The sequence below is a fragment of the Providencia sp. PROV073 genome, assembly GCF_033688125.1.
Lineage (GTDB): Bacteria > Pseudomonadota > Gammaproteobacteria > Enterobacterales > Enterobacteriaceae > Providencia > Providencia hangzhouensis.
In genome coordinates, this window is the sequence record NZ_CP096353.1 from 2,143,240 (window position 1) to 2,167,356 (window position 24,117).

Below are 24,117 nucleotides of genomic sequence, written 5' to 3' on the forward strand. Positions count from 1 at the left end.
GTTCATAAACCTTTGTCTTTTAATTGAATCGGTAAATTAATGGTAATTTTGACACCACCTAATGGTGACGGTGCTGCGGAAATTGTCCCATGGTGAGCCTCAACAATATTATAGCAAATGGCCAACCCTAAACCTGAACCGCCACTGGCGCGATTACGAGAACCTTCAGCACGGTAAAAACGTTCAAATAAATGTTGGCATTGCTCAGCAGACAGCCCCGGGGCGCTATCTTGCCAAATTATACTGAGCTGGTTGTGGTCTTGTGTGACTTGAATGGCAATTTTACCTTGTGGGTCCGTATAGCGTAAGCTGTTTTCCATTAAGTTATAGAATAACTGAGTGATGCGGTCAGGGTCTGCAAACACGTTGCCTTGTGCAATAAATTGCCGTTCAACTGAAAGTTGTTGGTCTTCTAACCGCCAGCGAGCTTGGCCTATCGCCATTTCAATTAAAGGAATGATATCGGTAAGTTGCATACGATAGACCAATGAGCCTCTATCCGATAACGAGAGCTGGTGGAGGTCATTAACCAGCTTAATTAAAGTTTGGGTTTCATTCAGTAGGGAATTGATTGTTTCGGGAGTGGCTTGCCGGACGCCATCTTGCACCGCTTCTAATTCGCCTCGCAGAACTGACAACGGCGTGCGGAGCTCATGGGAAATATCCGCCATATAATCACGCCGCATTTGTTCGTTTTTTTCAAGGGTAGAGGCCAGATGGTTAAAATCTTTAGCCAGTTGCCCAAGTTCATCGCGGCCAGACTCAGGAACCCGCGTGGCAAAGTCTCCATTGGCGAGCCGGTTAGTGCCTTCGAGTAACCGCTTGATGGGTTTCAAAAAACTACGGGCAAGGAACAATGTGGCAATCAGAGCCACAAATAAAGACAGCCCAGCGATGATCCAACTGGTATACATTTGTTTGGTATCAAAACGGCGGTCAAGGGCGCTGCTGATTCCCGTTTCATAGCTGGCAACGAGCCAACCGACGGTTTCACCATTGCTAGTAACAATAGGCTCACGGAGAACTTTGCTCGGTAGGGGCGTGTCTTGCCCGAAAATTAGCCGGTCTTGTGTATCATAAACCCAAAAAATGGTTCGCCAGCGCTGTCGCATCGGGCCACGATGTTGTTGATGTTCTACAGAGCGCAGAATGCGAAAGAAAATGCGATCATTACCAATCAAAAACCGCCAATTGCCCATTTCTTCATATTGTTCCGCAAGGGCGGAAGAAACCTGCTCAACGCGTTGTTGGTCATTTTCTTTAATATAGTCAATAAAGCCATGTTGAAAACTCATGCGCACGCCTTGGTGCATAATTAGCACTAGCAATAAGCATGTCGCAAAAATAGCTAAAAAAAGCCGAGTACTAACGCTATTTAACCTAAGCTTCATGGTTATTCTCCACAATCTTATGCGTTAATGACTTTTTGCGCTGCCAACGTTGCCTTAAGCTATCAAAACTTAAATACACAACAGGAGTGGTAAATAAAGTCAGCAATTGGCTCATTATTAAGCCACCGACAATGGTGATCCCGAGAGGTTGACGTAGTTCTGCTCCATCACCACTACCTAACATTAACGGTAACGCACCAAAAATGGCGGCGAGTGTCGTCATTAAAATAGGGCGAAAACGTAATAAACTGGCACGGAAAATGGCTTCTTGAGCGGTTAAACCCGCTGTTCTTTGTGCTTGAATAGCAAAATCCACCATAATAATGGCGTTCTTCTTGACGATCCCAATTAATAGCATGATGCCGATTAAAGCGATTAAACTAAATGGTGTGTCAAATAACTCAAGGGCTAATAATGCACCGACACCAGCAGAAGGCAAAGTTGATAAAATTGTCAGTGGGTGGATATAACTTTCATATAGAATCCCAAGAACTAAATAGACAGTCACAATAGCGGCTAAAATCAAAAATAATTGTGACTTCAAAGTTTCTTGGAATATTTGTGCCGTTCCTGCAAAAGACCCTCGCACTGTAGATGGCACGCCAAGCGCAGTCATGGTTTTTTCTATTTCGACGATGGCATCATTTAAGGTATAACCGTCAGCGACATTAAATGCGATAGTGGATGAAGCTGATAGCCCCTGGTGGTTCACGCTTAATGGCGCATTCGCCGGCTGCCAACGAGCAAAATAAGACAGCGGGATAGCATCGCCATCTTTATTGATAACAAACATTTTGTCGAGGGAACTGACATCTTGCGTATATTCAGGAGCAACTTCCATCACTACTTTATATTGGTTCATCGCTTCATAAATGGTGGAAACTTGGCGTTGGCCAAATGCGTTGTTAAGCAAACTGTTAGCTTCACGGACATCGATACCTAGCTGGGCCATTAAGTCCCTATCGTAGGTGATCGCCATTTCTGCACCTTTGTCTTCCTTATCTGAGTTCACATCTGTCAGCTGTGGCAATTCACCGAGTGCTTTACGAATGGCGGGTTCCCAGTCACGCAATGCAGAAAGCTCATCCGCAAGCAGCGTAAACTGATAGCTGGCATTGGCTTGTCGACCTCCCACACGAATATCTTGTACTGGCATCATGAACAGGTTAGCCCCTGGCTCATTGGCTAATTTCATGCGTAACCGATTAATGACTTCAGCTGAACTTTCAGTACGTTCACCCAGTGGTTTTAATGAGATATACATAAAACCGCTGTTTACCCGGCTACCGCCAGTAAAACCGGTGACATTATCCGTCGCTGGGTCGGCTTTAACTTGCTGCATAAAACGGGTCATTTTTTCTTTCATTGACTGGAATGAAATACTTTGGTCTGCGCGAACAAAGCCCAGCACACGGCCGGTATCTTGTTCAGGAAAGAAAGTTTTCGGAACGGTAATATACAGATAAACGTTTAAGCCGATTGTGGCAAATAGCACCGCGAGAACACTACGGCGATGTTCGAGTACCCATTTTAAAGCGATGCCATAACTTTCTTGCAAGCGCAGCAACACACGTCCAAACCCGCGATGTTTGGCTTTGACGTTGCGAGGGCGTTTCTTCAGTAAGTAAGCACACATCATAGGGGTGAGCGTTAATGAGATCACCAAAGAAATACCGATAGCGGTTGCAAGGGTAATGGCAAATTCGCGGAATAAACGGCCGACCAGTCCATCCATAAGCAGTAGCGGAATAAAAACAGCCACTAAGGAAATACTCATGGAAACGACGGTAAAGCCGACTTCATGCACGCCTTTAACCGCCGCAATAAACGGTTTTTTACCATTTTCGATATGACGCGAGATATTTTCTAATACGACAATGGCATCATCAACCACAAAGCCCGTCGCAACCGTTAATGCCATCAATGACAAGTTATTTAAACTAAAGCCACATAAATACATGGCCGTAAAAGTCCCAATCAATGAGACAGGGACAGCAACGGCAGGGATCAAAGTAGCGCGACCTGAACGTAAGAACAGCAGCACCACGAGGATCACCAAGGCAACGGCAATCAGTAGAGCACGTTCCACTTCGGCTAGAGACGCACGGATGGTCGGTGTTCTGTCTTGTGCCACTTTTAAATCAATAGCGGCAGGGATCATGTCATTGAATTCAGGCAATTCAGCACGAATACGGTTCACTGTTTCAATAATATTGGCGCCAGCTTCACGACGAATGACAATCAAAATAGCCGGTTTACCGTCTGCCATACCGGCAGCGCGTACGTTTTCAATGGAATCTTTAACATTGGCGACATCGCTGAGCTTTACAGCATTGCCTTGGCTGTAATGAACAATAATTGGTCGATAATCGGCTGCTTTTTTTAACTCATCATTAGTCTGTACTTGATAACGTTTTTCGTCATCATTGATATAGCCTTGCGGTTGGCGAACGTTAGCACTACTAATGGCTGAGCGCACGGCATCAAGGGAAACCCCTTGGTTAAATAGGGCGGTTGGGTTGAGCTCAACCCGTACGGCAGGGAGCGAGCCGCCACCAACTGAAACTTCACTAACCCCTTCAATTTGCGCAATTCGCTGGGCTAAACGGGTAGATGCAATATCATAAATTTCGCCAGTACCCATGGTCTCTGAGGTCATGGTTAAAATCATAATTGGCGCATCAGACGGATTAGACTTGTAATAACGTGGACGGCTTGGCATACCGCTGGGCAGCAGGTTTTGTGCCGCATTAATCGCAGCTTGCACTTCCCGAGCCGCGTTATTAATGTCTTTGTCGAGATTAAACTCAAGGGTAATAGTGGTTCGCCCAAGCGCACTGCTTGAGGTCATTTCGCTGATCCCAGCAATACTGCCTAAAGAGCGTTCAAGAGGTGTCGCAACGGAGGACGCCATGGTTTCGGGTGACGCCCCGGGAAGTGACGCTGTCACGTTAATCACAGGGTAATCTACTTGAGGCAACGGAGAAACCGGTAAAAATAGAAAGCTCAGGGCACCACACAAAGTAATCGCAACGCTAATCAGCGTCGTTGCTACCGGGCGGCTAATAAATAGAGCAAAGAAACGCTTCATTATGACACCTGTGCCTTCTTCGCTTGGCGACGGTCTTTAAAATAATGAGAAAGACGGTCGAACAATAAGTAAATAACCGGTGTGGTAAATAAGGTAAGGATTTGGCTCATAATTAAGCCACCAACCATACAAATTCCTAATGGTTGGCGTAATTCTGCACCGACACCTGTACTTAGCATTAATGGCAAGGCTCCTAGTAATGCCGCCATGGTGGTCATTAAAATTGGGCGAAAACGCAGTAGGCAAGCTTGGTAGATGGCATCATAAGGGGACATTCCCTGTTCACGCTCTGCAGCAAGGGCAAAGTCAATCATCATAATGGCGTTCTTTTTCACGATACCAATTAATAAGATGATGCCGATGACTGCAATAACATCAAGGTCTTTTCCTGCCATCATTAAAGCAAGTAATGCGCCAACCCCCGCAGTCGGTAAGGTGGATAAAATCGTAATCGGGTGGATAAAGCTCTCATATAAAATGCCTAATACGATATACATCGCCACAATTGCGGCTGCAATTAACCAGATAGTGCTGCTTAGTGCAGCTTCAAAGGCTAAAGTCGCCCCTTGGAATTGTGTGGTAATGGATTTTGGCATCGCAATTTGTGATTCGGCCAATTTCACGGCATTGACGGCTGACTCAAGCGAAGCGCCATCCGCCACATTAAACGAGAATGTCACCGCGGGAAATTGGTCGAGGTGATTAATTGCTAATGGCCCATTACCTTCTTGAATATTTACCAAGGTGCTTAGTGGCACAATGGCTCCATCAGTGCCTTTTAGACGAATATCATTCAGCGCATCCATACCATCACGGGTTTGTGTGTCATGTTCTAATATCACACGATATTGATTTGACTGTGTGTATATGGTTGAAACCATTCGCTGCCCAAATGCATTATATAAAGCGTTATCAATGGCTGACATTGTGATACCAAAACGGCTTGCGGTATCACGGTTAACATTCACATAAGCGACTAGCCCTTTATTTTGCCAATCACTACTGACATCCGTGAGTTCAGGTTGTTGTTCTAGGGCTTCTAACAAGCGTGGAACCCAAGTGGTTAATTCCTCTAGTGAACCTGCCTGTAACGTAAATTGATACTGTGTGCGTGCAACTTGCGTATCGATGGTGAGATCTTGCATAGGCTGCAAATATAAATTCACCCCGGCAATGTTATCCACGGATTGCTGTAGACGGTCAATAATCGCCACCACTCTATCTTCACGCTCATCAAGGGGCTTTAAGGTAATTTGGAGACGCGCGTTGTTTAATGTTGGGTTGCTACCATCAACCCCCACATAAGTGGTGACATTATCAACCGCAGGGTCTGCCAATAATTTTGACGCAACTTCCTGTTGCTTTTGCGCCATGGCCGCAAAAGAAATAGATTGACGGCTTTCAATTGACCCTTGAATAATTCCACTGTCTTGCAAAGGGAAAAAACCTTTTGGGATCCACATATACAGCAAAACAGTCAGCACCATGGTGCCTAGCGCCACAGAAAGCGTTAACCATTGGTGATTAAGAATACGTTTTAACCAAATTGCGTATCCAGCAACCATACGGTCAAAGAAACGCTCACACGCTAGTTCAAAACGGTTATGTTTATGTTGCGACTCTGGTTTTAATAAACGCGCACACATCATTGGCGTTAACGTCAAAGAGACGACAGCGGAGATCAAAATAGCCACGGCTAGGGTAATGGCAAATTCGCGGAATAACCGGCCGACAATATCCCCCATAAATAACAGCGGGATTAATACTGCAACTAAAGAAAAGGTGAGGGAGATAATGGTAAACCCGATTTCCCCCGCCCCTTTGAGTGCAGCGACCAGAGGCTTATCGCCTTTTTCTAAGTAGCGGGAAATATTTTCAATCACCACTATCGCATCATCGACCACAAAACCTGTGGCGATGGTTAATGCCATTAGGGTGAGGTTATTGACAGAAAAACCACAAAAATACATGACTGCAAAGGTACCAACGAGGGACAGCGGTACCGCAATGCCCGGTATTAAGGTGGCAATTCCATTGCGTAAAAACAAATAAATCACCATCACCACGAGGGCGATGGCTAACATTAACTCAAACTGTACATCATTAACGGACGCTCGAATAGTACTGGTTCTATCGGTTAAAATATCGACATTAACCGATTTAGGTAAGCTTTCAATTAATTCGGGTAACAGCGTACGAATGGTATCTGTGGTTTCAATGACGTTAGCACCGGGCTGCCGCTGCACATTGATCACAATCGCCTGTTCATTATTTGCCCATGCCCCTAAATAGGCATTTTCGGCACCTTGTGCAATCGTTGCAATGTCGCCTAAACGTACAGGCGCACCATTTTGGAAGGCCACAATAAGCTGACGATAGTCGTCAAGTGACTTCATTTGGTCGTTAGCAGAAAGCGTCACTGCTCGCGTTGGCCCATCGAAACTCCCTTTTGCGGAGTTGACGTTAGCATTGTTGATGGCTAGGCGGATGGTTTCGCTATCCAGCCCTTTGGCTGCCATGGCTTGTGGGTTTAAATTCACGCGAACAGCAGGGCGTTGACCACCGGCTAAGGTGACTAAACCCACTCCATTAACTTGGGATATTTTCTGGGCAATTCGCGTTTCAATAATATCCTGTACCTGCGTTAATGGCATCGCATCAGAGGTGACCGCTAAGGTGAGTACAGGCGGGTCAGCAGGGTTTACCTTATTATAAATCGGAGGATAGGGTAAATCCGAAGGCAGTAAACTACTGGCGGAATTAATCGCTGCTTGGACTTCTTGTTCGGCAACCTCTAGAGGCAACGTTAATTGGAACATCAGTGTTATAACTGATGCTCCTCCTGAACTTTGCGATGACATCTGTTTAAGACCCGACATTTGCCCAAACTGGGTTTCCAAAGGCGCAGTCACTGCAGAGGTCATCACATCGGGGCTGGCTCCCGGGTAAAGGGTAACAACTTGAATCGTCGGATAATCGACTTCGGGCAGGGCTGAAACAGGTAAGAAGCGATAGCCGATGATCCCTGCAAGTAATATAGCCACCATGAATAATGTGGTAGCCACAGGGCGCAAAATAAATAAACGAGAAGGCCCACCGCCTTTTAACATTTCAGGCTGCATTACGCTTTCTCCGCGCTATTGGCTTTACCTTTGCGGGGCTCTTTTTTGGCGATGCTTTCAGCGGTAACGACTTCGACAGTTGTGCCATCGGTGAGTTTATCAACACCATCGGTGATGACTTTGGTATTTGCTGCGAGCCCACTTTCAATAACGACTTGTTGGCTATCTTGCATCCCCACGGTCACATTGTGTTTGCTGACTTTATTATCATCACTCAATACCCAAACATAGTGACCTTCGTTGCCCATTTGCAGTGCAGCGGTTGGGATCACCACGGCATTTTGCAGCGTTTCAACTTGCATTTTTACGTTAACAAATTGATTAGGGAAAAGTTTTTCTTCTTCATTGGTAAAGCGCGCTTTTATTTTAAGAGTGCCGGTCGCAGCATCAATTTGGTTATCAGTACTGAGTAGCTCACCGCTTGCGATTAGCGCGATATTGTTTCTGTCCCAAGCTTCAATCAATACTTTTTCACCGGAAGATTGTGCTTGCTGGATCGCGGGAATATCACCTTCAGGTAAAGCAAACAAGACATCTGCGGGTTGAGTTTGTGTGATAACAACAAGAGGGGTTGAGGTTCCTGAAGAGATAAAGTTTCCGACATCAACTTGTTTTAAACCAACCCGCCCTGAGATGGGGGCAGTAATTTTACTGTAGGTTAATTGCAGTTTGGCATTATCAACAGCCGCTTGGTCGACTTTAATACTGCCTTGTGCCTGTAATACTGCCGCTTTTTGGTTATCTAGCTCTTGTTGCGAAATCACTTTAGTGCCAGCAAGCTTTTGATAACGCGCTAAATCTAATTGCGCATTAGCTAACGTTGCTTTGTCTTTAGCTAATTGCCCCTCAGCTTGTGATAGCTGAACTTCAAATGGGCGAGGGTCAATCTGTGCCAATAAATCTCCCTTATTGACATATTGCCCTTCGGTAAAATACAGCTGCATTAACTGGCCTTCAACACGGCTGGTTACAGTGACAACATTTGCCGCTTGCACTGTGCCTAAGCCTGATAAAAATCGTGGAACGACTTTTTGTTCAGCAACGGCAAACTGCACAGGGGCTAACACACGTGGTGGGCGGCCCATCGCGCTTCGCTGTGAGTTTGGTTTTGCTACGGTACCAGTAGATTGTGTATCTGATTGTTTTTCTTGATGATAAAAGTACCAAGAAACGCCAGCTACCGCAATAATGGCAATAAAAATGGCAGAGCGAATAAAAGGTTTACGTTGTTTTTGTTTATTCATTTTGGGTAATTCGCTTAACTCAAAAAAAGTGGATGAGATCCGTCAGGCTGTATACTAAAAAACTAACAAAAAAGAGTCAGTTAGACATATTAGTAGTTTAACGTGATAGGTACAAAGAAAAATGGAGGAAATATGAATAAGTGTCAATTTCTGTACTTGTATACTTCAGTGCTTGTAAAGGGGGAGAGCGGGGGAATAATTTTGTATCAATTAAGATTGCCCCCCGAGTAAATAGGGGGCAATCGATTTTATAAACTAGAAGCTTTTAAGACCGCAGATTTTTCGTTTGAAGACTCTGAATTGACAGTCCAACCTTTCCAAGATAGAGGAATGAAGGCTACAGCAACCGCTAATAATGAGACGCCAGCGACATAATAGGCAGGTGCCATGTGAGATTGCTGCAACCAAGCACCAGTTAATATTGGTGTTAAACCACCAAAAATTGCATAAGCCACATTGTAAGCGAATGACAGGCCAGAATAGCGAATTTCAGGTGGAAATGCGCGTGTACTGATAATTGGAGTGGTTGCAATCGCGCCAACAAAGAAGCCCATCAAGCCATAGTTAAAAATCAACGTACTCGCCGCAATATCACTGGATAATGATGAATAAAAGTAAATTGCCGTTACGGCTAATCCACCCCATGATAAAGTCATTGAGGTACGAGTTCCGGTTTTATCGCCTAACCAGCCCCAGAAGATACAGCCTAATGTTAAGGTCAATGTCGCCGCGCAGTTAGCTTGCAATGCCACATTCCTATCAATGTTATAGATCCCTTTTAACACCACATCTGGTGTCATCAAAATGGTGACAACGATAGCGGTTGATAATGACCACGTCAGTGCCGCAGTGATCATACAAGCTTGTTTATGAGACTTAATCACGGTTTTGACGGGTAATTCTTGTGACAAGGCCTTTTTGGCTGCCAGCTCTTTGAATATCGGGGTTTCTTGTAAAAAACGACGTAAATACACAGAGATAAACCCAAAAACACCACCAAGAATAAATGGAATACGCCAAGCAAAATCATGAATTTCAGTTGTGGTATAAGAGCGCTCAATGATAATTGCGACGATAGAGCCTAATAAAATACCACCGGTGATCCCAGAAGTCAGTGTACCGACACCTAAACCATAACGTTGTTTTGGTGTATGTTCTGCAATAAATACCCATGCACCTGGCATTTCACCACCAATCGCGGCACCTTGCATAATACGCATTAACAGCAGTAATAATGGAGCAGCAGCGCCAATGGTTTCATAAGTAGGTAAGAAACCAATAACAAACGTTGGGAATGCCATTAAGAAAATACTGAGGGTAAACATTTTCTTGCGGCCAATTTTATCCCCGAAGTGAGCCATGATAATGCCACCAAGAGGGCGAGCAAGGTAACCTGCTGCAAATAGACCCAGTGTTGCCATTAGCGCGAGAAATTCGTTATCCCCTGGGAAAAATAGTTGGGAAATAATTTTTGCGTAAAAAACAAAGATAACGAAGTCATAAAACTCAAGAGTTCCCCCTAAAGAGGATAAGCCTAATGTTTTATAGTCTTCTTTGCCCAAAGGTCTCGCAGAGGGCTGGCTGGCGGTTTGCGGTGTCATTATAGTTTCCTTCTAACTACCTGTAATACTAAATTGCATAAATTCAAAATAATAAGCATTGACTCATAATAATGAGCTAATCATTTTTATTGGTGCAGATAAGAGGTATAAAACGTTGGATGGGTATAACTTAGTTTAATACACAGTATCTTTCTTGCATGAGTATATTTATAGCAGGAAATTCTATATTCTGTAAACCTCAACCCTAAAAACAAGAATGACATTCCAATTAGTTTTGATTTGTTAGCGTATTGATTTGGTGTGATGATAAATAACCTTATATGATGTTAATAATATGAATTTTGCAGAATATCGTATATTTAAATTAGTGAGTTATAGCGTTAATTATATTTAATTTAATAAATTCTTACTGAATTATGGTAAGTAAATATTACCTAGATATTATTCGTTATAATTAACTTTATTAATCTAGATAAACTAAATAACTATAAAATCATTTAATTAATAGATAAATAAAAGGGTTGTTTGCGGGATTTTGGTTTTTTAGCTGGGCTTTGCTGTCGGAGGGAGTGTTTTGTAAATTGCACGCGCCTAATCTAAGAGTAGGACGCGTGCAAAGCGAATTTAAACGAGGAATAGAGTGGCTAAGCCAAGGAAAATAAAGAAACCGCCTGTATCTGTGATAGCGGTGATCATCACGCTAGAACCGATAGCAGGGTCCTTGCCCAGTTTTAGCATAATGAGTGGAATAACCACGCCCATAATAGCCGCCATCAGTAGGTTCAAGATCATCGCTAATGTCATGACTGCACCCATAGCGATATCGCCATAAAGGAAGTAAGTGACGACACCCATAATTCCTCCCCATACAACCCCATTAATAAAGGCGACACCAAGCTCCCTTAACATTAAGAAAGAGAAACTATTGTTTTGTATCTGGTGCAGGGCAATGGCACGAACAATCATGGTAATGGTTTGGTTTCCCGTATTACCGCCAATTCCTGCCACAATAGGCATTAATGTGGCAAGGGCGACTAATTGGGAAATCGTATCTTCAAAAACCCCAATAACACGAGAAGCCACAAAAGCGGTACATAGGTTAATGGCTAGCCATGTCCAACGGGTTTTAACGGCTTGGCCGACAGGGGCGAAAACGTCTTCTTCAGGGCTTAACCCCCCCATACGACGAATACTGTTATCGTTTTCTTCACTAATGTTATCAACGATATCTTCAACCGTCAGGCGGCCCATTAGTAGGCCGTTGTTATCAACAACAGCCGCAGAAATTAAGTCATAACGTTCGAACGCACTCGCTGCGTCTTCGCCTTTTTCATCAGGCAAGAAGGTCACTGTGTCAGTCTTCATGACATCGGCCACTATTTTTTCAGGGGATTGCGTTAAAATAGTGGTTAGAGGTAATTCACCTTGTAAATAATTACTGTTATCGACAACGAAAATTTTGTCGGTCGCTTCTGGGATCTTGCCCCGTTGGCGTAAATAACGTTGAACCGTTTTTAGCGTCACATTTGGGCGTACGGTGACGAATTCAAAATCCATCATTTGACCGACGCTATCTTTCGCATATTGTAAAACTTCGCGAATACGGCTACGCAGACTAGGTTCTAAATAGGTGAGGAGCCGACGCATGGTGTCACGAGGTAAATGCTCAGCAATATAGGCTTGTTCGTCAACATGCAAGTTGGCAACGGCGCGCAGTAGTTCTCTGTCAGACATATCCTTAATTAGGCTATCCCAAACAGAAACCGAGGCCTCAACTAACACTTCACCACGTTCGTTATTATCAACAAGACGCCATAACGCGAGACGCTCATCATAAGGGAGCATTTCTAAGATATCGGCGATATCCGCAGTGTGTAAATCAAGTAGCAATTCTTTTACAAGACTAATTTTTTCACTAATTGCTTTGTCATCAATACTGACGTGTTGATCATTTTCAACAAGCGCATGGACGAACTCTTCGTCATCTAAAAATAGCGTCAGGATTTGCTGGCGAATATGTGCCAGTTTTTGAGAGTGCGGGTTGACTGTTGGCGCCGCATCGGTTGAGAAAGCAGATTGTGACATTTTAATCCTTAAAGCAATAGCAGCGCAAAAGCGCTTTTTATGAATTCGTCTGCGAGCGGACGAAATTTATTATCATTATTGTCGCCTATTTAAATAATATATCAAATAGTTGAGTCAAATAAGCGGTGATTTTCAAGTCATCAATGATGAATAATAAGAACAAATCACTACAATAATGGCCGCAAATTACTCATTTTCTGCGCAAATAGTTAACGACCAACCGGGAACATCTTCCCAATAGCCACTTTCCTTTTCTAAATCTAATAACATCAATGCATTTTGCACGAGATATTCAGATGGTAAATAGATAGTCCAGTGCCCATCATCCGTTTCTATCCGTAACGAAGAAGGGATTGTTGTAGATTGGCGTTGATTATTTAACAAAATGGCTAGCCGCAAAATTTGGATAAGCGGCATAAATTGTTTTCTTTTAAATAAATTAAATTTAGGGATATCGTCATACTTAATAGCCCGACGATGATTACGTACTAGTGTGGCAAGCAATAACTGCTGTTCTTGGTTGAAACCCGGTAAGTTAGTGTTTTGCAAAATATAAGCAGAATGGCGGTGCATACCACTATGATTAATACTTAAGCCAACTTCATGGAGCATAACCGCCCATATTAAAATGGATTCTAACTGTGGATTGAGTTGTTTAGGGTTTTGCTGCCCCCATTGGAAATAGAGTTCTTCCATCGTTTTTAATACACGTTTCGCTTGCTCTCTATCAATATTATAATGCTCAGCAAGGCTTAATGCAGTACGTTGACGGATATCTTGGTGGCGGAAGCGGCCTTCCATTTCATATAAAACACCTTCACGTAATGCACCGTCAGATAAACGTAACTCTTTAATTTCTAATGAATCAAAGACGGCAAGCAAAATGGCTAAACCTGGGACAAATACGTGCTTACGTTCATTAGAGAGGCCGAGTATATTTAGTGCGCTAAATGACTTATATTTCAACGCCATTTGCTTGATTTCGATAAGGCGTTCACGGGTGATAACACCGTCTTTATAGCCTAATTCTTGTATTACACTATTGGCAGCTTTGATGGTGCCCGAGGCACCCATCGCGACGTCCCAAGTTTGTTTCTTAAATAAAATCGCAGTGCTTTCTAATTTTAAGCAAGCCCCTAGGTAGGCGCGATTAAAAAATTCAGGGTTGATTTCTTCATTTGGGAAGTAAGTGCGAGCAAAGCTCACACAACCCATACGGCGGCTTTCAATCAAAAGCGGTTCAAACTTCTCACCAATGACTAACTCAGTTGAACCACCACCGATATCAAGTACTAATTTGCGGCCTTTCTCGGGTTGGGTGTGTTCAACGCCCATAAAAATCAATCGAGCCTCTTCTTGGCCTGAAATGATTTCAATAGGATAGGGCATGATTTCTTTTGCGCGTTGCAAAAATAATTTCACATTCGTTGCGACACGTAATGAGTGTGTGCCAACAATACACACGTTCTCAGGGGAAAATCCTTGTAACCGTTCGGCAAACAACGCGAGGCAGGCAAGGCCCCGTTCCATGGCTTCTTCACTTAATTCATTGGTATCACTTAAGCCATCGGCAAGGTGAACACGTTTTTTCAAACGAGTGAGAACTTGCAATGCACCGTTGACAATACGAGCAATGACCATATGAAAACTATTGGAGCCTAAATCTATAGCCGCAATTTCTTGTGGTCTCGGTGTTGAGGCGTTGGTTATTGGCATATTTTTAAGCTCTTGTATCAGGTGTTTCGATTGATTTTAAATAATCATACACAGCAAGCTGGGCTTGGATTTTTCGTTTATTTCCGCGGGGAACATAATGATTACTTAAATCTTTGTCAACATAACGTGCTTTTACGGTATCGCTAAATTGCAGCTCTAAAATATCCAATACCCGTTGTTTTAAATGCGGGTCGACTAAACTAACGGCAACTTCAATGCGGTAGTCAATATTGCGCGTCATCCAGTCAGCGGAGGAAATAAAGACTTTTTCGTCACCCGCATTGGTGAAAACATAGACACGGTCATGCTCAAGAAAACGGTCAACAATGCTGGTTACTTGAATATTTTCACTATAGCCGACTTGACCCGCCACTAAAGAGCACATTCCTCTGACTAATAAACGAATTTTGACACCTGCATTGGAGGCATCATACAGTTTGTCGGTCAATTCTTTGTCGACTAGATTATTAATTTTTAATGTGATGCCACTTGGCCGTTCAGCGAGTGCATTTTCGATTTCTTGGTCAATTAAGGCCATTAAACGAATCCGTGTATTTTGTGGAGACACCATTAAATTATCGAAAGTCACTGGGCGATAGGGGTTTTCAATAAAACTAAATACCCGACGAACTTCGTTGGTGATCAGCTCATTTGCTGTGAGTAGCGAGTAATCGGTATAAAGCCGAGCGGTTTTTTCATTAAAATTACCCGTACCAATGTGAGCGTAGCGAACGATTTGCCCTTCTTCCATACGCGAGATAATAAACAATTTCGCGTGGATTTTAAGCCCTGGCGCGGAGAAAATAACATGCACGCCAGCTTCGGTTAACCGTTTTGCCCAATGAATATTGGCGGCTTCATCGAATCGAGCTTGTAACTCAACGACCACTGTGACTTTTTTTCCATTATGGGCAGCATGAATGACGGAATCGATAATGCGTGAGTCTTTCGCAACACGGTAAATATTAATTTTTATCGACAATACATTCGGGTCAAAAGACGCTTGGCGCAATAATTCTAAAGTATGTTCAAAGGTATAGTAGGGATAATATAACAGCACATCGCGTTCGCGAATGGCATCGAAACCGTTACGGAAATTATCAAACCAGCGGTGACGCAGCCTTGGTAATGGCTTGTTTAATAGGTTTTTATTTCCTTCATTAGGGAAATTAATAAAGTCTTTAAAATTGTGGTAGCGGCCACCGGCAATCACGGAGTCATCGCTGGATAGCCCCAGTTTTTCACGTAAAAGAGCAACCATTTCGTCAGGCATATCACGCTGATAGACAAAACGGACGGGTTCTGCGGTTAAACGTTGTTTTAATGTAGATGACATTATTTCGAGCAAGCTAGATTCCATCTCTGTTGCGATGTCATACTCTGCATCACGCGTCATTTTCATCGAATAAGCATTAAGCTTATCGTAATCAAAGAAGCCTTTAAAAATTTCATCCAGTGTATAGCGAAGGATATTATCAATTAGGATCATTGACTTGCGACGCTTTGGCATTTCCGGCGGTAAGTTAACAAACCGAGGCACTTTATCGGATGGAATTTCCAATAGCGCATACTGAATGTGATTGCCATTGATGATTTCAACGGCAAGGTACGTGTAGTCATCTTTTAGAAACTCAACCAGATTGGTGTCAGGATTAATTAATATTGGCGTAATATGCTGGCGCAGGTTCTGCCGGAAATATTGACGTAACCAAATCTGTTGGCGAGGCGAAATTTGACGTTCGTTAATCAAGAATATTTGATTGCGTGCCATTTCTAATAGCAAATCATTATAGAGAATATCGAACTCTTGTTCTTGTTTGGCAACTCTTGACTGAATTCTCTTTAACAAGTGGCGAGCACCGCTTGCCGAACCCCGTTCTTCATTAATTAAAATACGGCGTTTAACGTCGGCGAAGCGGACTTTATAAAACTCGTCTAAATTATTGGAATAAATACCCAAAAAACGCATTCGCTCAATAAGAGGGTTACGCTTGTCGGCTGCTTCTTGTAAAACACGCTCGTTAAAAGACAGCCAGCTTAACTCTTTTTCATGATAGAGACGTTCTTGGGACATTCTAACTCCATATTAGACTCTTGTTACTTTGTGGCTATGATACCAGCCAGTTAGCTAAATGTGTTGTTTAATTGCTTTATCTTGGGTAATAACACTTTCTGGATTAGCAGATTGCTGTTTCATCGTAAAATATTGCTGCTGAAAAATACACATACGGATAGCGGTGTGATAACGGCCATTGACAAAGAACTCGTCGATCAGTTCGCCTTCAGTATGGAAGCCTAGTTTATTATAAATATGGATAGCTTTGACATTTTCTTTATCAACAATAAGATAAAGTTTATATAAGTTTAGTACAGAAAACGCGTAGTCCATTGCTAATTGCGCAGCGCGACTCGCATAGCCATGCCCTTGATGGCTCGGTGCAATGATAATCTGAAATTCAGAGCGTCGGTGAATATAATCAATCTCTACCAATTCGACTAGGCCTACTTTCTCACTGTCATTTTCAACGATAAAGCGGCGTTCAGACTGGTCATGAATATGTTTATCGTAAAGATCGCTTAATTCAACAAAAGCTTCGTAAGGTTCTTCAAACCAATAACGCATAACACTGGCATTATTATCAAGCTGGTGAATGAATGCTAAATCTTCACGTTCAAGTGGGCGCAACCTAAACGGATGAACTTGCCCGGTTGTCATAAAAATACCTCTATTTAGTTAGGAAAAATGTGTTGTTCTTCGATTACAAGGATAACATTTATTTACGATAAAATAATGACACAGCACAGAGAGATGATCACCTTGTTGAAAAATAATTCATTTTACTTAGGGGGACGCTGTTTAACTCAATACTGTTCTATGTTATTTCCATGTGAAATACGACGAAAAAAGGGTGGATATCCACCCTTAAATCTCTATTTATCGATGTCACGAAAGTTACTCGTTAGCATAACCTTGTTGCGGTAAAATTTGGTTATCTAACACAGCGTTACCTTTTTGCATTGTTAATCGGCCACTGATAAACCATTCAACGACTAATGGGTAAATCGCATGTTCTTGAGCTTTAACCCGCTCGATAATATCTTCTTCGCTATCTTGTTCAAAGATAGGCACTTTGGCCTGTAAAATAACCGGCCCGCCATCCAGCTCTTCGGTAACGAAATGCACCGATGTGCCATGCTCTTTATCCCCATTTTCCAGCGCCTTCCGGTGTGTATGTAAACCGGGGTATTTAGGTAACAAAGAAGGGTGGATATTGAGTAATTTTCCAGCAAAGTGGTTGACGAATTGGGCTGATAAGATACGCATAAAACCCGCTAATACGACTAAATCAGGCTGGAATTGGTCAACCTGCGCGAGTAATGCAGCATCATATGCTTGGCGGTCAGTATATTGTTTCGCATCTAAATAACAGGCTGGGATCCCAGCCTGTTGTGCTCGAACAAGCCCATAAGCATTGGCTTGGTTGCTGATAACAGCAACAATTTGAGCGCCAATTGCCCCAGAGCGACAGCTATCAATTAATGATTGCAAATTACTGCCACTGCCAGAAATGAGGACAACTATTTTTTTCATTAGCGGATCACAACCTGCTCTTCACCCGCAGGTAATGCACCAATTGTACCGATTTGCCATGCGTTTTCACCAAGCTTGTTCAGCAGAGCAAGTGCATTTTCGACTTCTTGCTGTGGCAGAGCAATAATAATCCCCACACCACAATTGAAGGTACGGTACATTTCATGGGTACTAACATCACCAGCTTGCTGTAGCCAATTAAAGACTGCGGGCCATTGCCAGCTGCTGCCGTCAATAATCGCTTGTGTGTTGTCAGGTAGTACGCGAGGAATATTTTCCCAGAAACCCCCACCGGTTATGTGTGCAATGGCGTGGATATCGCTATTTGCGATCAGCTCTAATACATTTTTAACGTAAATGCGTGTTGGTTCCAATAAGTGATCAGCTAAAGGTTTTCCATCTAATAGCGTTTCTTCAGGGTTGGTTTGACTGACTTCAAGGATTTTGCGAACCAGCGAATAACCATTTGAATGAGGGCCGCTAGAGGCTAAAGCAATTAAGGCATCCCCAGCACTCACTTTGCTGCCATCGATGATTTCTGAGCGCTCAACAACACCCACACAGAAACCCGCCACATCGTAGTCTTCACCATGGTACATACCAGGCATTTCAGCGGTTTCACCGCCAACTAATGCGCAACCAGATTGTTTACAGCCTTCTGCGATACCTGTAATCACGCTAGTAGCGGTATCCACATCCAGTTTACCGGTTGCATAATAATCAAGGAAGAACAGAGGTTCTGCGCCTTGAACAATCAGGTCATTGACACACATAGCGACGAGGTCAATCCCAATGGAGTCATGACGTTTTAAATCCATTGCTAGGCGTAATTTGGTACCGACACCATCAGTGCCTGAAACTAAAACAGGTTCACGGTATTTTTGCGGTAGGGAACATAATGCACCGAATCCCCCAAGCCCACCCATAACTTCTGGGCGGCGGGTTTCTTTTACGACACCTTTAATACGTTCAACCAAGGCGTTACCCGCATCAATATCAACACCGGCATCTTTATAGCTGAGAGAGGTTTTATCAGTCACTACGGCCCCCAAGGCAATTACATTTTTGAGAAAAATAACATCATTGACATTATTCTAACAGGCTAGGCAAACGTTTGCGATAGCTTTGTGTTGGAAATTTTTTTAGTACTCGTGATCCAAAAAAGGTGATTGCTAAGAAGCCGTACAGCAAAATAATAAGTGATTTTATTTAAATCAAATTTGCGGTTTAGCCAATTTCAACTTAACTGAGATAAGGTATAATTCTAAAAAAATTGTGTTAATCGTTGTTGTTTTGACCAAAATCAAGCGTTATCTAGTGGCAACCAAAGCTAAAAGAGGTATAATCCGGCGATTTTTTTGTCCGCCGCCGTCTTAAATAGTAGGAGAAACCCATGAAGATCGTTGAGGTAAAACACCCTCTCGTTAAACATAAACTCGGCCTGATGCGAGATCATGATATAAGCACAAAACGCTTTCGTGAACTGGCCTCAGAGGTTGGTAGCCTACTGACTTATGAAGCAACTGCTGACCTTGAAACTGAAAAAGTGACTATCGATGGTTGGTGTGGTCCTGTAGAAATAGAACAAATTAAAGGTAAGAAAATCACTGTAGTACCAATCCTCCGTGCAGGTATTGGTATGATGAATGGTGTATTAGATAGTATTCCAAGTGCACGTATCAGTGTGGTAGGTGTTTATCGTGATGAAGAAACACTGCAGCCTGTCCCTTATTTCCAAAAACTCGCATCTAACATTGAAGAACGTATGGCATTAGTGGTTGACCCAATGTTAGCGACGGGTGGCTCAATGATTGCCACTATTGATTTATTAAAAAATGCGGGTTGTACCTCGATTAAAATCTTAGTCCTTGTTGCAGCGCCAGAAGGTTTAAAAGCGTTAGAAGCTGCGCATCCAGATGTTGAATTATATACCGCTTCAATTGATGAGTATTTAAATGAAGAGGGGTATATCGTTCCGGGTCTCGGTGACGCGGGCGACAAGATATTTGGTACTAAATAATGATAAGCCGACTGAGAAGTCGGCTTTTTTTTGATTAATTGTAGAGACTCACTGCTTATTCAGTGATTAGCCATTTCGCTAAAAGAGGATAAAGTCACATGACTCGTCGCACCATCAGTGTTGAAGAAAGACCACCATTATTACAAACTATCCCACTGAGCCTTCAACACCTGTTTGCTATGTTTGGCGCAACCGTTATCGTACCGATTCTGTTTGGTGTAAACCCCGCGACAATTTTGCTGTTTAATGGAATAGGAACGCTGCTGTACTTATTTATTTGTAAAGGGCAAATTCCGGCTTATTTAGGTTCAAGTTTTGCATTCATTTCCCCTGTGTTGATTTTATTACCATTAGGTTATGAATTGGCACTTGGCGGCTTTATCATTTGTGGCGTGTTGTTCTGTATAGTTGCGCTGATTGTTAAAGTTGCAGGAAGAGGGTGGATCAACGTCATGTTCCCCCCAGCGGCAATGGGGGCAATCGTAGCTGTAATTGGTTTAGAGCTTGCTCAAACCGCTGCAGGTATGGCAGGGCTATTACCTAAAGATGGCGCAGTGGTTGATTCGAACACGTTAATTATTTCCCTGACCACATTATCAGTCACTATTCTCTGCGCGGTCGTTTTCCGTGGGTTTTTATCTATAATCCCAATTTTGATTGGTTTTTTAGCGGGTTATGCATTGTCCTATTTTATGGGGATTGTAGACTTTACACCCGTTATTGAAGCGCCATGGTTTGCTATCCCAACATTTTATACACCACGCTTCGAATGGTTTGCTATTTTAACCATTTTACCTGCGGCCTTAGTGGTTATCGCTGAGCACGTAGGGCACTTAGTGGTCACGGCGAATATTGTTGAGCGTGACTTAATGAAATCGCCAGGTTTGCATCGCTCAATGTTTGCGAATGGGTTCTCGACGGTGATTTCAGGTTTCTTTGGCTCAACACCGAATACGACTTATGGTGAAAATATTGGGGTAATGGCAATTACCAAGGTATACAGCACATGGGTGATTGGCGGAGCTGCAATTATTGCTATTTTATTATCTTGTGTTGGTAAATTAGCTGCTGCTATCCAATTAGTGCCGGTTCCTGTCATGGGCGGGGTTTCACTCTTATTATACGGGGTAATTGGTGCATCAGGTATTCGTGTGTTGATTGATTCAAAAGTTGATTATAACAAGCCACAGAATTTGATTTTAACCTCAGTGATTTTAATTATTGGTGTTAGTGGTGCGGTTATCCATATCGGTCAAGCGGAACTTAAAGGTATGGCACTGGCGACGATTGTCGGGATCTTTATGGCACTATTGTTCCGTTTTATAACATTTGTTAGGCCTGAAAAGCAATTTGTAACATCTGAAGTGCAAGAGCTTGATAGCAATAAAAAATAAGCCATGTGATTTTCCCTATTGCCGTTCGGTTGATCGAGCGGCATTTGCTCACCGTTCTTATTCATCTATCCGTGTTTTTTATGGTAAACTGCTAGATGAAAATTGATTTGTACAGCCAGAGGCGCTTCTGAACACACCATCACAGCTTTCATTACCACTATATCTGCCAGATGATGAAACCTTTGCAAGCTTTTATGCAGGGGAAAATGGGGCGTTGCTGTCTGCTATTCAGTCTGCTATTAATCAACCACACGGTAGTTATATCTATTATTGGTCGCGAGAAGGTGGTGGAAAAAGCCATTTATTACATGCGGCTTGTGCTGAACTGTCTGAACAAGGCATTGCAGTAGGCTATGTCCCTTTAGATAAACGTGCATATTTTGTCCCTGAAGTACTAGACGGTATGGAACATTTATCACTCGTTTGTATTGATAATATTCAGTGCATCGCGGGTGATGAAGAGTGGGAAATGGCGATTTTCAATTTATATAATCGTATTTTGGAAATTGGCCGAACTTGTTTATTAATCACTGGGGATAGGCCACCTCGGCAAATCGAACTGAAATTACCTGATTTAGCGTCTCGCCTTGATTGGGGACAAATTTATAAACTGCATCCACTGAGTGACGAAGATAAAATTTGGGCACTGCAATTACGTGCTCGTATTCGTGGTTTCGAATTACCGGAAGATGTGTGCCGTTTCGTATTAAAACGCTTAGATAGAAAAATGGGAACCTTGTTTGATATCTTAAACAAACTTGACCACGCATCCATCGTTGCTCAGCGCAAATTAACGATCCCTTTCGTAAAAGATATTCTAAAACTCTAGTAGACTAAACGAGTTGGCAGCCGCATAGCTGCCAAAATAGTGACTATAAGATTTCACAGACTTGCTCAGGCGGACGGCCTAAGCGTGCTTTATCACCATTAACAACGATAGGGCGTTCAATCAACTTAGGGTTCTCATGCATCGCTTTAATGAGTTGGTCCTGAGTTAAGCTGTCATCGTTTAAATTCAATTCCTTATACAGCTCTTCTTTGGTGCGCATTAATTGACGAGCATCTTTAAAGCCTAACATTTTAAGGAGTTTTTTGATTTCAGCTACCGTTGGGGGTGTTTTTAAATACTCGACCACCGTGGGAGTGATACCCTTATCAGTTAAAAGGGCTAGGGTTTCACGACTTTTAGAACAACGTGGGTTGTGGTAAATCTTAATCGAATTCGTCATTATTTTAACTCCTTACGGTTTTGCATTTTTGTCACGTAATTGTAGTTTTCTAAGCGCATCAATGCGAGCGTCATAACGCTGTTGTTCATAGCTGCCTAAACGGCTTTGACGGCTAGCATCGCTGAGATAATTAATCGCAGTGTCATAATTACCCCGTAATGCCATTCCTTCTGCGTAAGCGGCGAGTTCTTCTGTACGTTTACCTTGCTTTGCAGACGCTTCAGCCAGTAAATCCCAGCCAATCGGGTCATCAGGGTAATCAAACGTATATTTATTCAACAAGGTTGTAGCTTCTTTATATTGATGATTATTAATTAATGCGTTGGCAAGGTTAACAATGAAAACAGTATTTTTCGGTGTTTTTTTCAATGCGTTTTGTAAACGCGAAACTGCTCTAGCAACTTGATTTTGTTCGATATCGACATCCGTCATACTATCAATAAACCAAGGGTTATCAGGTTGTTTCGCTAATAGCTCTGTCAGGATTTTACCTGCTTCTGCATATTTTTTGTCCTGAGAAAGAAGTAACGCTTTACCATATTGTGCCGCAATTTGCTCTTGTGCAGAACCTTTCCCGTAATTTTCAATAATTTGGTCTAAGGCATGTTTTTGCTCGGTGCTATACATGGCCAAAATACGAACGCGAGCTAACATAAAATCTAGTGATGATGGCACACTCACTTTAGGATATTGATTAGAGCGGTTTCTTGCATCCGCTAAACGGCTATCCGGTAAGGGGTGCGTTAATAGGATTTCAGGGGGCTTCGACATATAACGAGTTTGGTCTGACATCGTTTGCATAAAATCAGCCATGGCGTGTGGGTCAAAGCCAGAGCGCCTTAATGTCTGCAAGCCAATACGGTCAGCTTCTTGTTCATTGGCTTGGGTAAAGCTGATCATACCTTGTTGAACCCCAGCCATTGTTCCTGTTAAAGCGGCAAAACCGGCTTGAGGATTCGCCATCACTAACAGTAAAGAACCAATGGTCCCTGCAATCGCGAGAGGAGTGGTGCTTTTCTGGTCTTCCATCATTCGCGCAAGGTGTCTTTGCGTGACGTGAGATATTTCGTGAGCCATGACTGATGCGAGCTGGCTTTCATTTTGGCTGTACCGAAATAATGCGGAATGCAGCACGACATTACCCCCAAAATAGGCATATGCGTTAATATTGGGGTTATTGACTAAATAGAACTTAAACGGTGTTTTAACTGAGTCGGCATTTTTTACTAAGCGCATGCCAAGTTTGTTAACATACTGAGTTAACAGTGGGTCATAAATAAGAGGGGTACTGGCTCGTATTTGGCGTGTGATTGCGTCTCCCATAATAATTTCTTGGTTGATGCTAAGAGTGCCTCCCGCCGTCGTTCCTATATCGGGTAAGGTATCTTCAATTGCGCTATAAGCAGGTAAAACTGCACCGTTCATTAGCGCAGCGATCATGAAAGCCAATAATGGATATTTTAAAGTTTTCTTCATGAAACGTGAGTATCCCATACAACATTTAAATTTAGGGTAAGTACCGACTTTATTTCGGGTATGTTTAAGTAAGGCACCTAAAAACGCGAAAAGTTTAAAACACATGATAGCAAAAGCTATCGTAAAATCTGTTCTTCGGTATAATTTTCGTTACTTTAGGAACTGTCCTTTGCACTAATTCCCCCAGGAGCAATA

15 protein-coding genes and 1 pseudogene are annotated in these 24,117 nt (G+C 42.8%); 3 read left to right on the forward strand and 13 right to left on the reverse strand.

What is annotated here, in order from left to right; all coding sequences use genetic code 11:
* Positions 1-2: 2 nt before the first annotated feature.
* From baeS to purM, 11 genes and pseudogenes are all read right to left on the reverse strand, one after another.
* Positions 3-1,391, reverse strand: coding sequence for a two-component system sensor histidine kinase BaeS (baeS, locus tag M1F17_RS09720; protein ID WP_004253515.1), 1,389 nt, complete (start codon positions 1,389-1,391; stop codon positions 3-5).
* Positions 1,381-4,482, reverse strand: a complete 3,102-nt coding sequence (gene mdtC, locus M1F17_RS09725; protein WP_112308356.1) for a multidrug efflux RND transporter permease subunit MdtC — start codon at positions 4,480-4,482, stop codon at positions 1,381-1,383. The genes baeS and mdtC overlap by 11 nt, the downstream gene beginning before the upstream one ends.
* Positions 4,482-7,604 carry an MdtB/MuxB family multidrug efflux RND transporter permease subunit gene (locus tag M1F17_RS09730; RefSeq protein ID WP_004253520.1) on the reverse strand — a complete coding sequence of 1,041 codons (3,123 nt, stop codon included), beginning with the start codon at positions 7,602-7,604 and terminating at the stop codon, positions 4,482-4,484. The genes mdtC and M1F17_RS09730 overlap by 1 nt, the downstream gene beginning before the upstream one ends.
* A complete protein-coding gene (locus M1F17_RS09735) occupies positions 7,604-8,848 on the reverse strand; it encodes an MdtA/MuxA family multidrug efflux RND transporter periplasmic adaptor subunit (protein WP_094960479.1) in 1,245 nt (414 codons plus the stop codon). The genes M1F17_RS09730 and M1F17_RS09735 overlap by 1 nt, the downstream gene beginning before the upstream one ends.
* Positions 8,849-9,096: 248 nt before the next feature.
* Positions 9,097-10,449, reverse strand: a complete 1,353-nt coding sequence (locus M1F17_RS09740) for an MFS transporter (protein WP_094960480.1) — start codon at positions 10,447-10,449, stop codon at positions 9,097-9,099.
* Between the two features lie 585 nt (positions 10,450-11,034).
* Positions 11,035-12,306 (reverse strand): annotated as a pseudogene (mgtE, locus tag M1F17_RS09745) (magnesium transporter); the annotation flags it as partial.
* 375 nt (positions 12,307-12,681) lie between these two features.
* A complete protein-coding gene (locus M1F17_RS09750) occupies positions 12,682-14,211 on the reverse strand; it encodes an exopolyphosphatase (protein WP_112308359.1) in 1,530 nt (509 codons plus the stop codon).
* A 4-nt stretch (positions 14,212-14,215) separates the two neighbouring features.
* Positions 14,216-16,285, reverse strand: coding sequence for a polyphosphate kinase 1 (gene ppk1 / locus M1F17_RS09755; protein WP_004253537.1), 2,070 nt, complete (start codon positions 16,283-16,285; stop codon positions 14,216-14,218).
* 54 nt (positions 16,286-16,339) lie between these two features.
* Positions 16,340-16,927 (reverse strand): spermidine N1-acetyltransferase, encoded by a 588-nt coding sequence (gene speG / locus M1F17_RS09760; protein WP_004253538.1) that lies wholly within the window; start codon positions 16,925-16,927, stop codon positions 16,340-16,342.
* A 237-nt stretch (positions 16,928-17,164) separates the two neighbouring features.
* On the reverse strand, positions 17,165-17,803 hold the full coding sequence (gene purN, locus M1F17_RS09765; RefSeq protein ID WP_096863895.1) for a phosphoribosylglycinamide formyltransferase: 639 nt from the start codon (positions 17,801-17,803) through the stop codon (positions 17,165-17,167).
* Positions 17,803-18,843 carry a phosphoribosylformylglycinamidine cyclo-ligase gene (gene purM / locus M1F17_RS09770; protein WP_094960484.1) on the reverse strand — a complete coding sequence of 347 codons (1,041 nt, stop codon included), beginning with the start codon at positions 18,841-18,843 and terminating at the stop codon, positions 17,803-17,805. The genes purN and purM overlap by 1 nt, the downstream gene beginning before the upstream one ends.
* A gap of 353 nt (positions 18,844-19,196) precedes the next feature.
* Here purM and upp point away from each other — a divergent pair, with 353 nt between their 5' ends.
* The 3 genes from upp to hda all read left to right on the forward strand — a co-directional run bounded on the left by upp (position 19,197) and on the right by hda (position 22,046).
* On the forward strand, positions 19,197-19,823 hold the full coding sequence (upp, locus tag M1F17_RS09775; RefSeq protein ID WP_004253541.1) for a uracil phosphoribosyltransferase: 627 nt from the start codon (positions 19,197-19,199) through the stop codon (positions 19,821-19,823).
* 98 nt (positions 19,824-19,921) lie between these two features.
* A complete protein-coding gene (gene uraA, locus M1F17_RS09780; protein ID WP_004253542.1) occupies positions 19,922-21,217 on the forward strand; it encodes a uracil permease in 1,296 nt (431 codons plus the stop codon).
* Between the two features lie 127 nt (positions 21,218-21,344).
* Positions 21,345-22,046: a DnaA inactivator Hda gene (hda, locus tag M1F17_RS09785; protein WP_036957653.1), complete on the forward strand. Its 702-nt coding sequence runs from the start codon at positions 21,345-21,347 to the stop codon at positions 22,044-22,046.
* 43 nt (positions 22,047-22,089) lie between these two features.
* Here hda and arsC read toward each other — a convergent pair whose 3' ends face one another.
* Both arsC and M1F17_RS09795 read right to left on the reverse strand, forming a co-directional pair.
* Positions 22,090-22,446: an arsenate reductase (glutaredoxin) gene (arsC, locus tag M1F17_RS09790; protein WP_187710363.1), complete on the reverse strand. Its 357-nt coding sequence runs from the start codon at positions 22,444-22,446 to the stop codon at positions 22,090-22,092.
* A gap of 12 nt (positions 22,447-22,458) precedes the next feature.
* Entirely contained in the window at positions 22,459-23,922 is a 1,464-nt protein-coding gene (locus tag M1F17_RS09795; RefSeq protein WP_036958108.1) for a tetratricopeptide repeat protein, read from the reverse strand.
* Positions 23,923-24,117 lie beyond the last annotated feature (195 nt).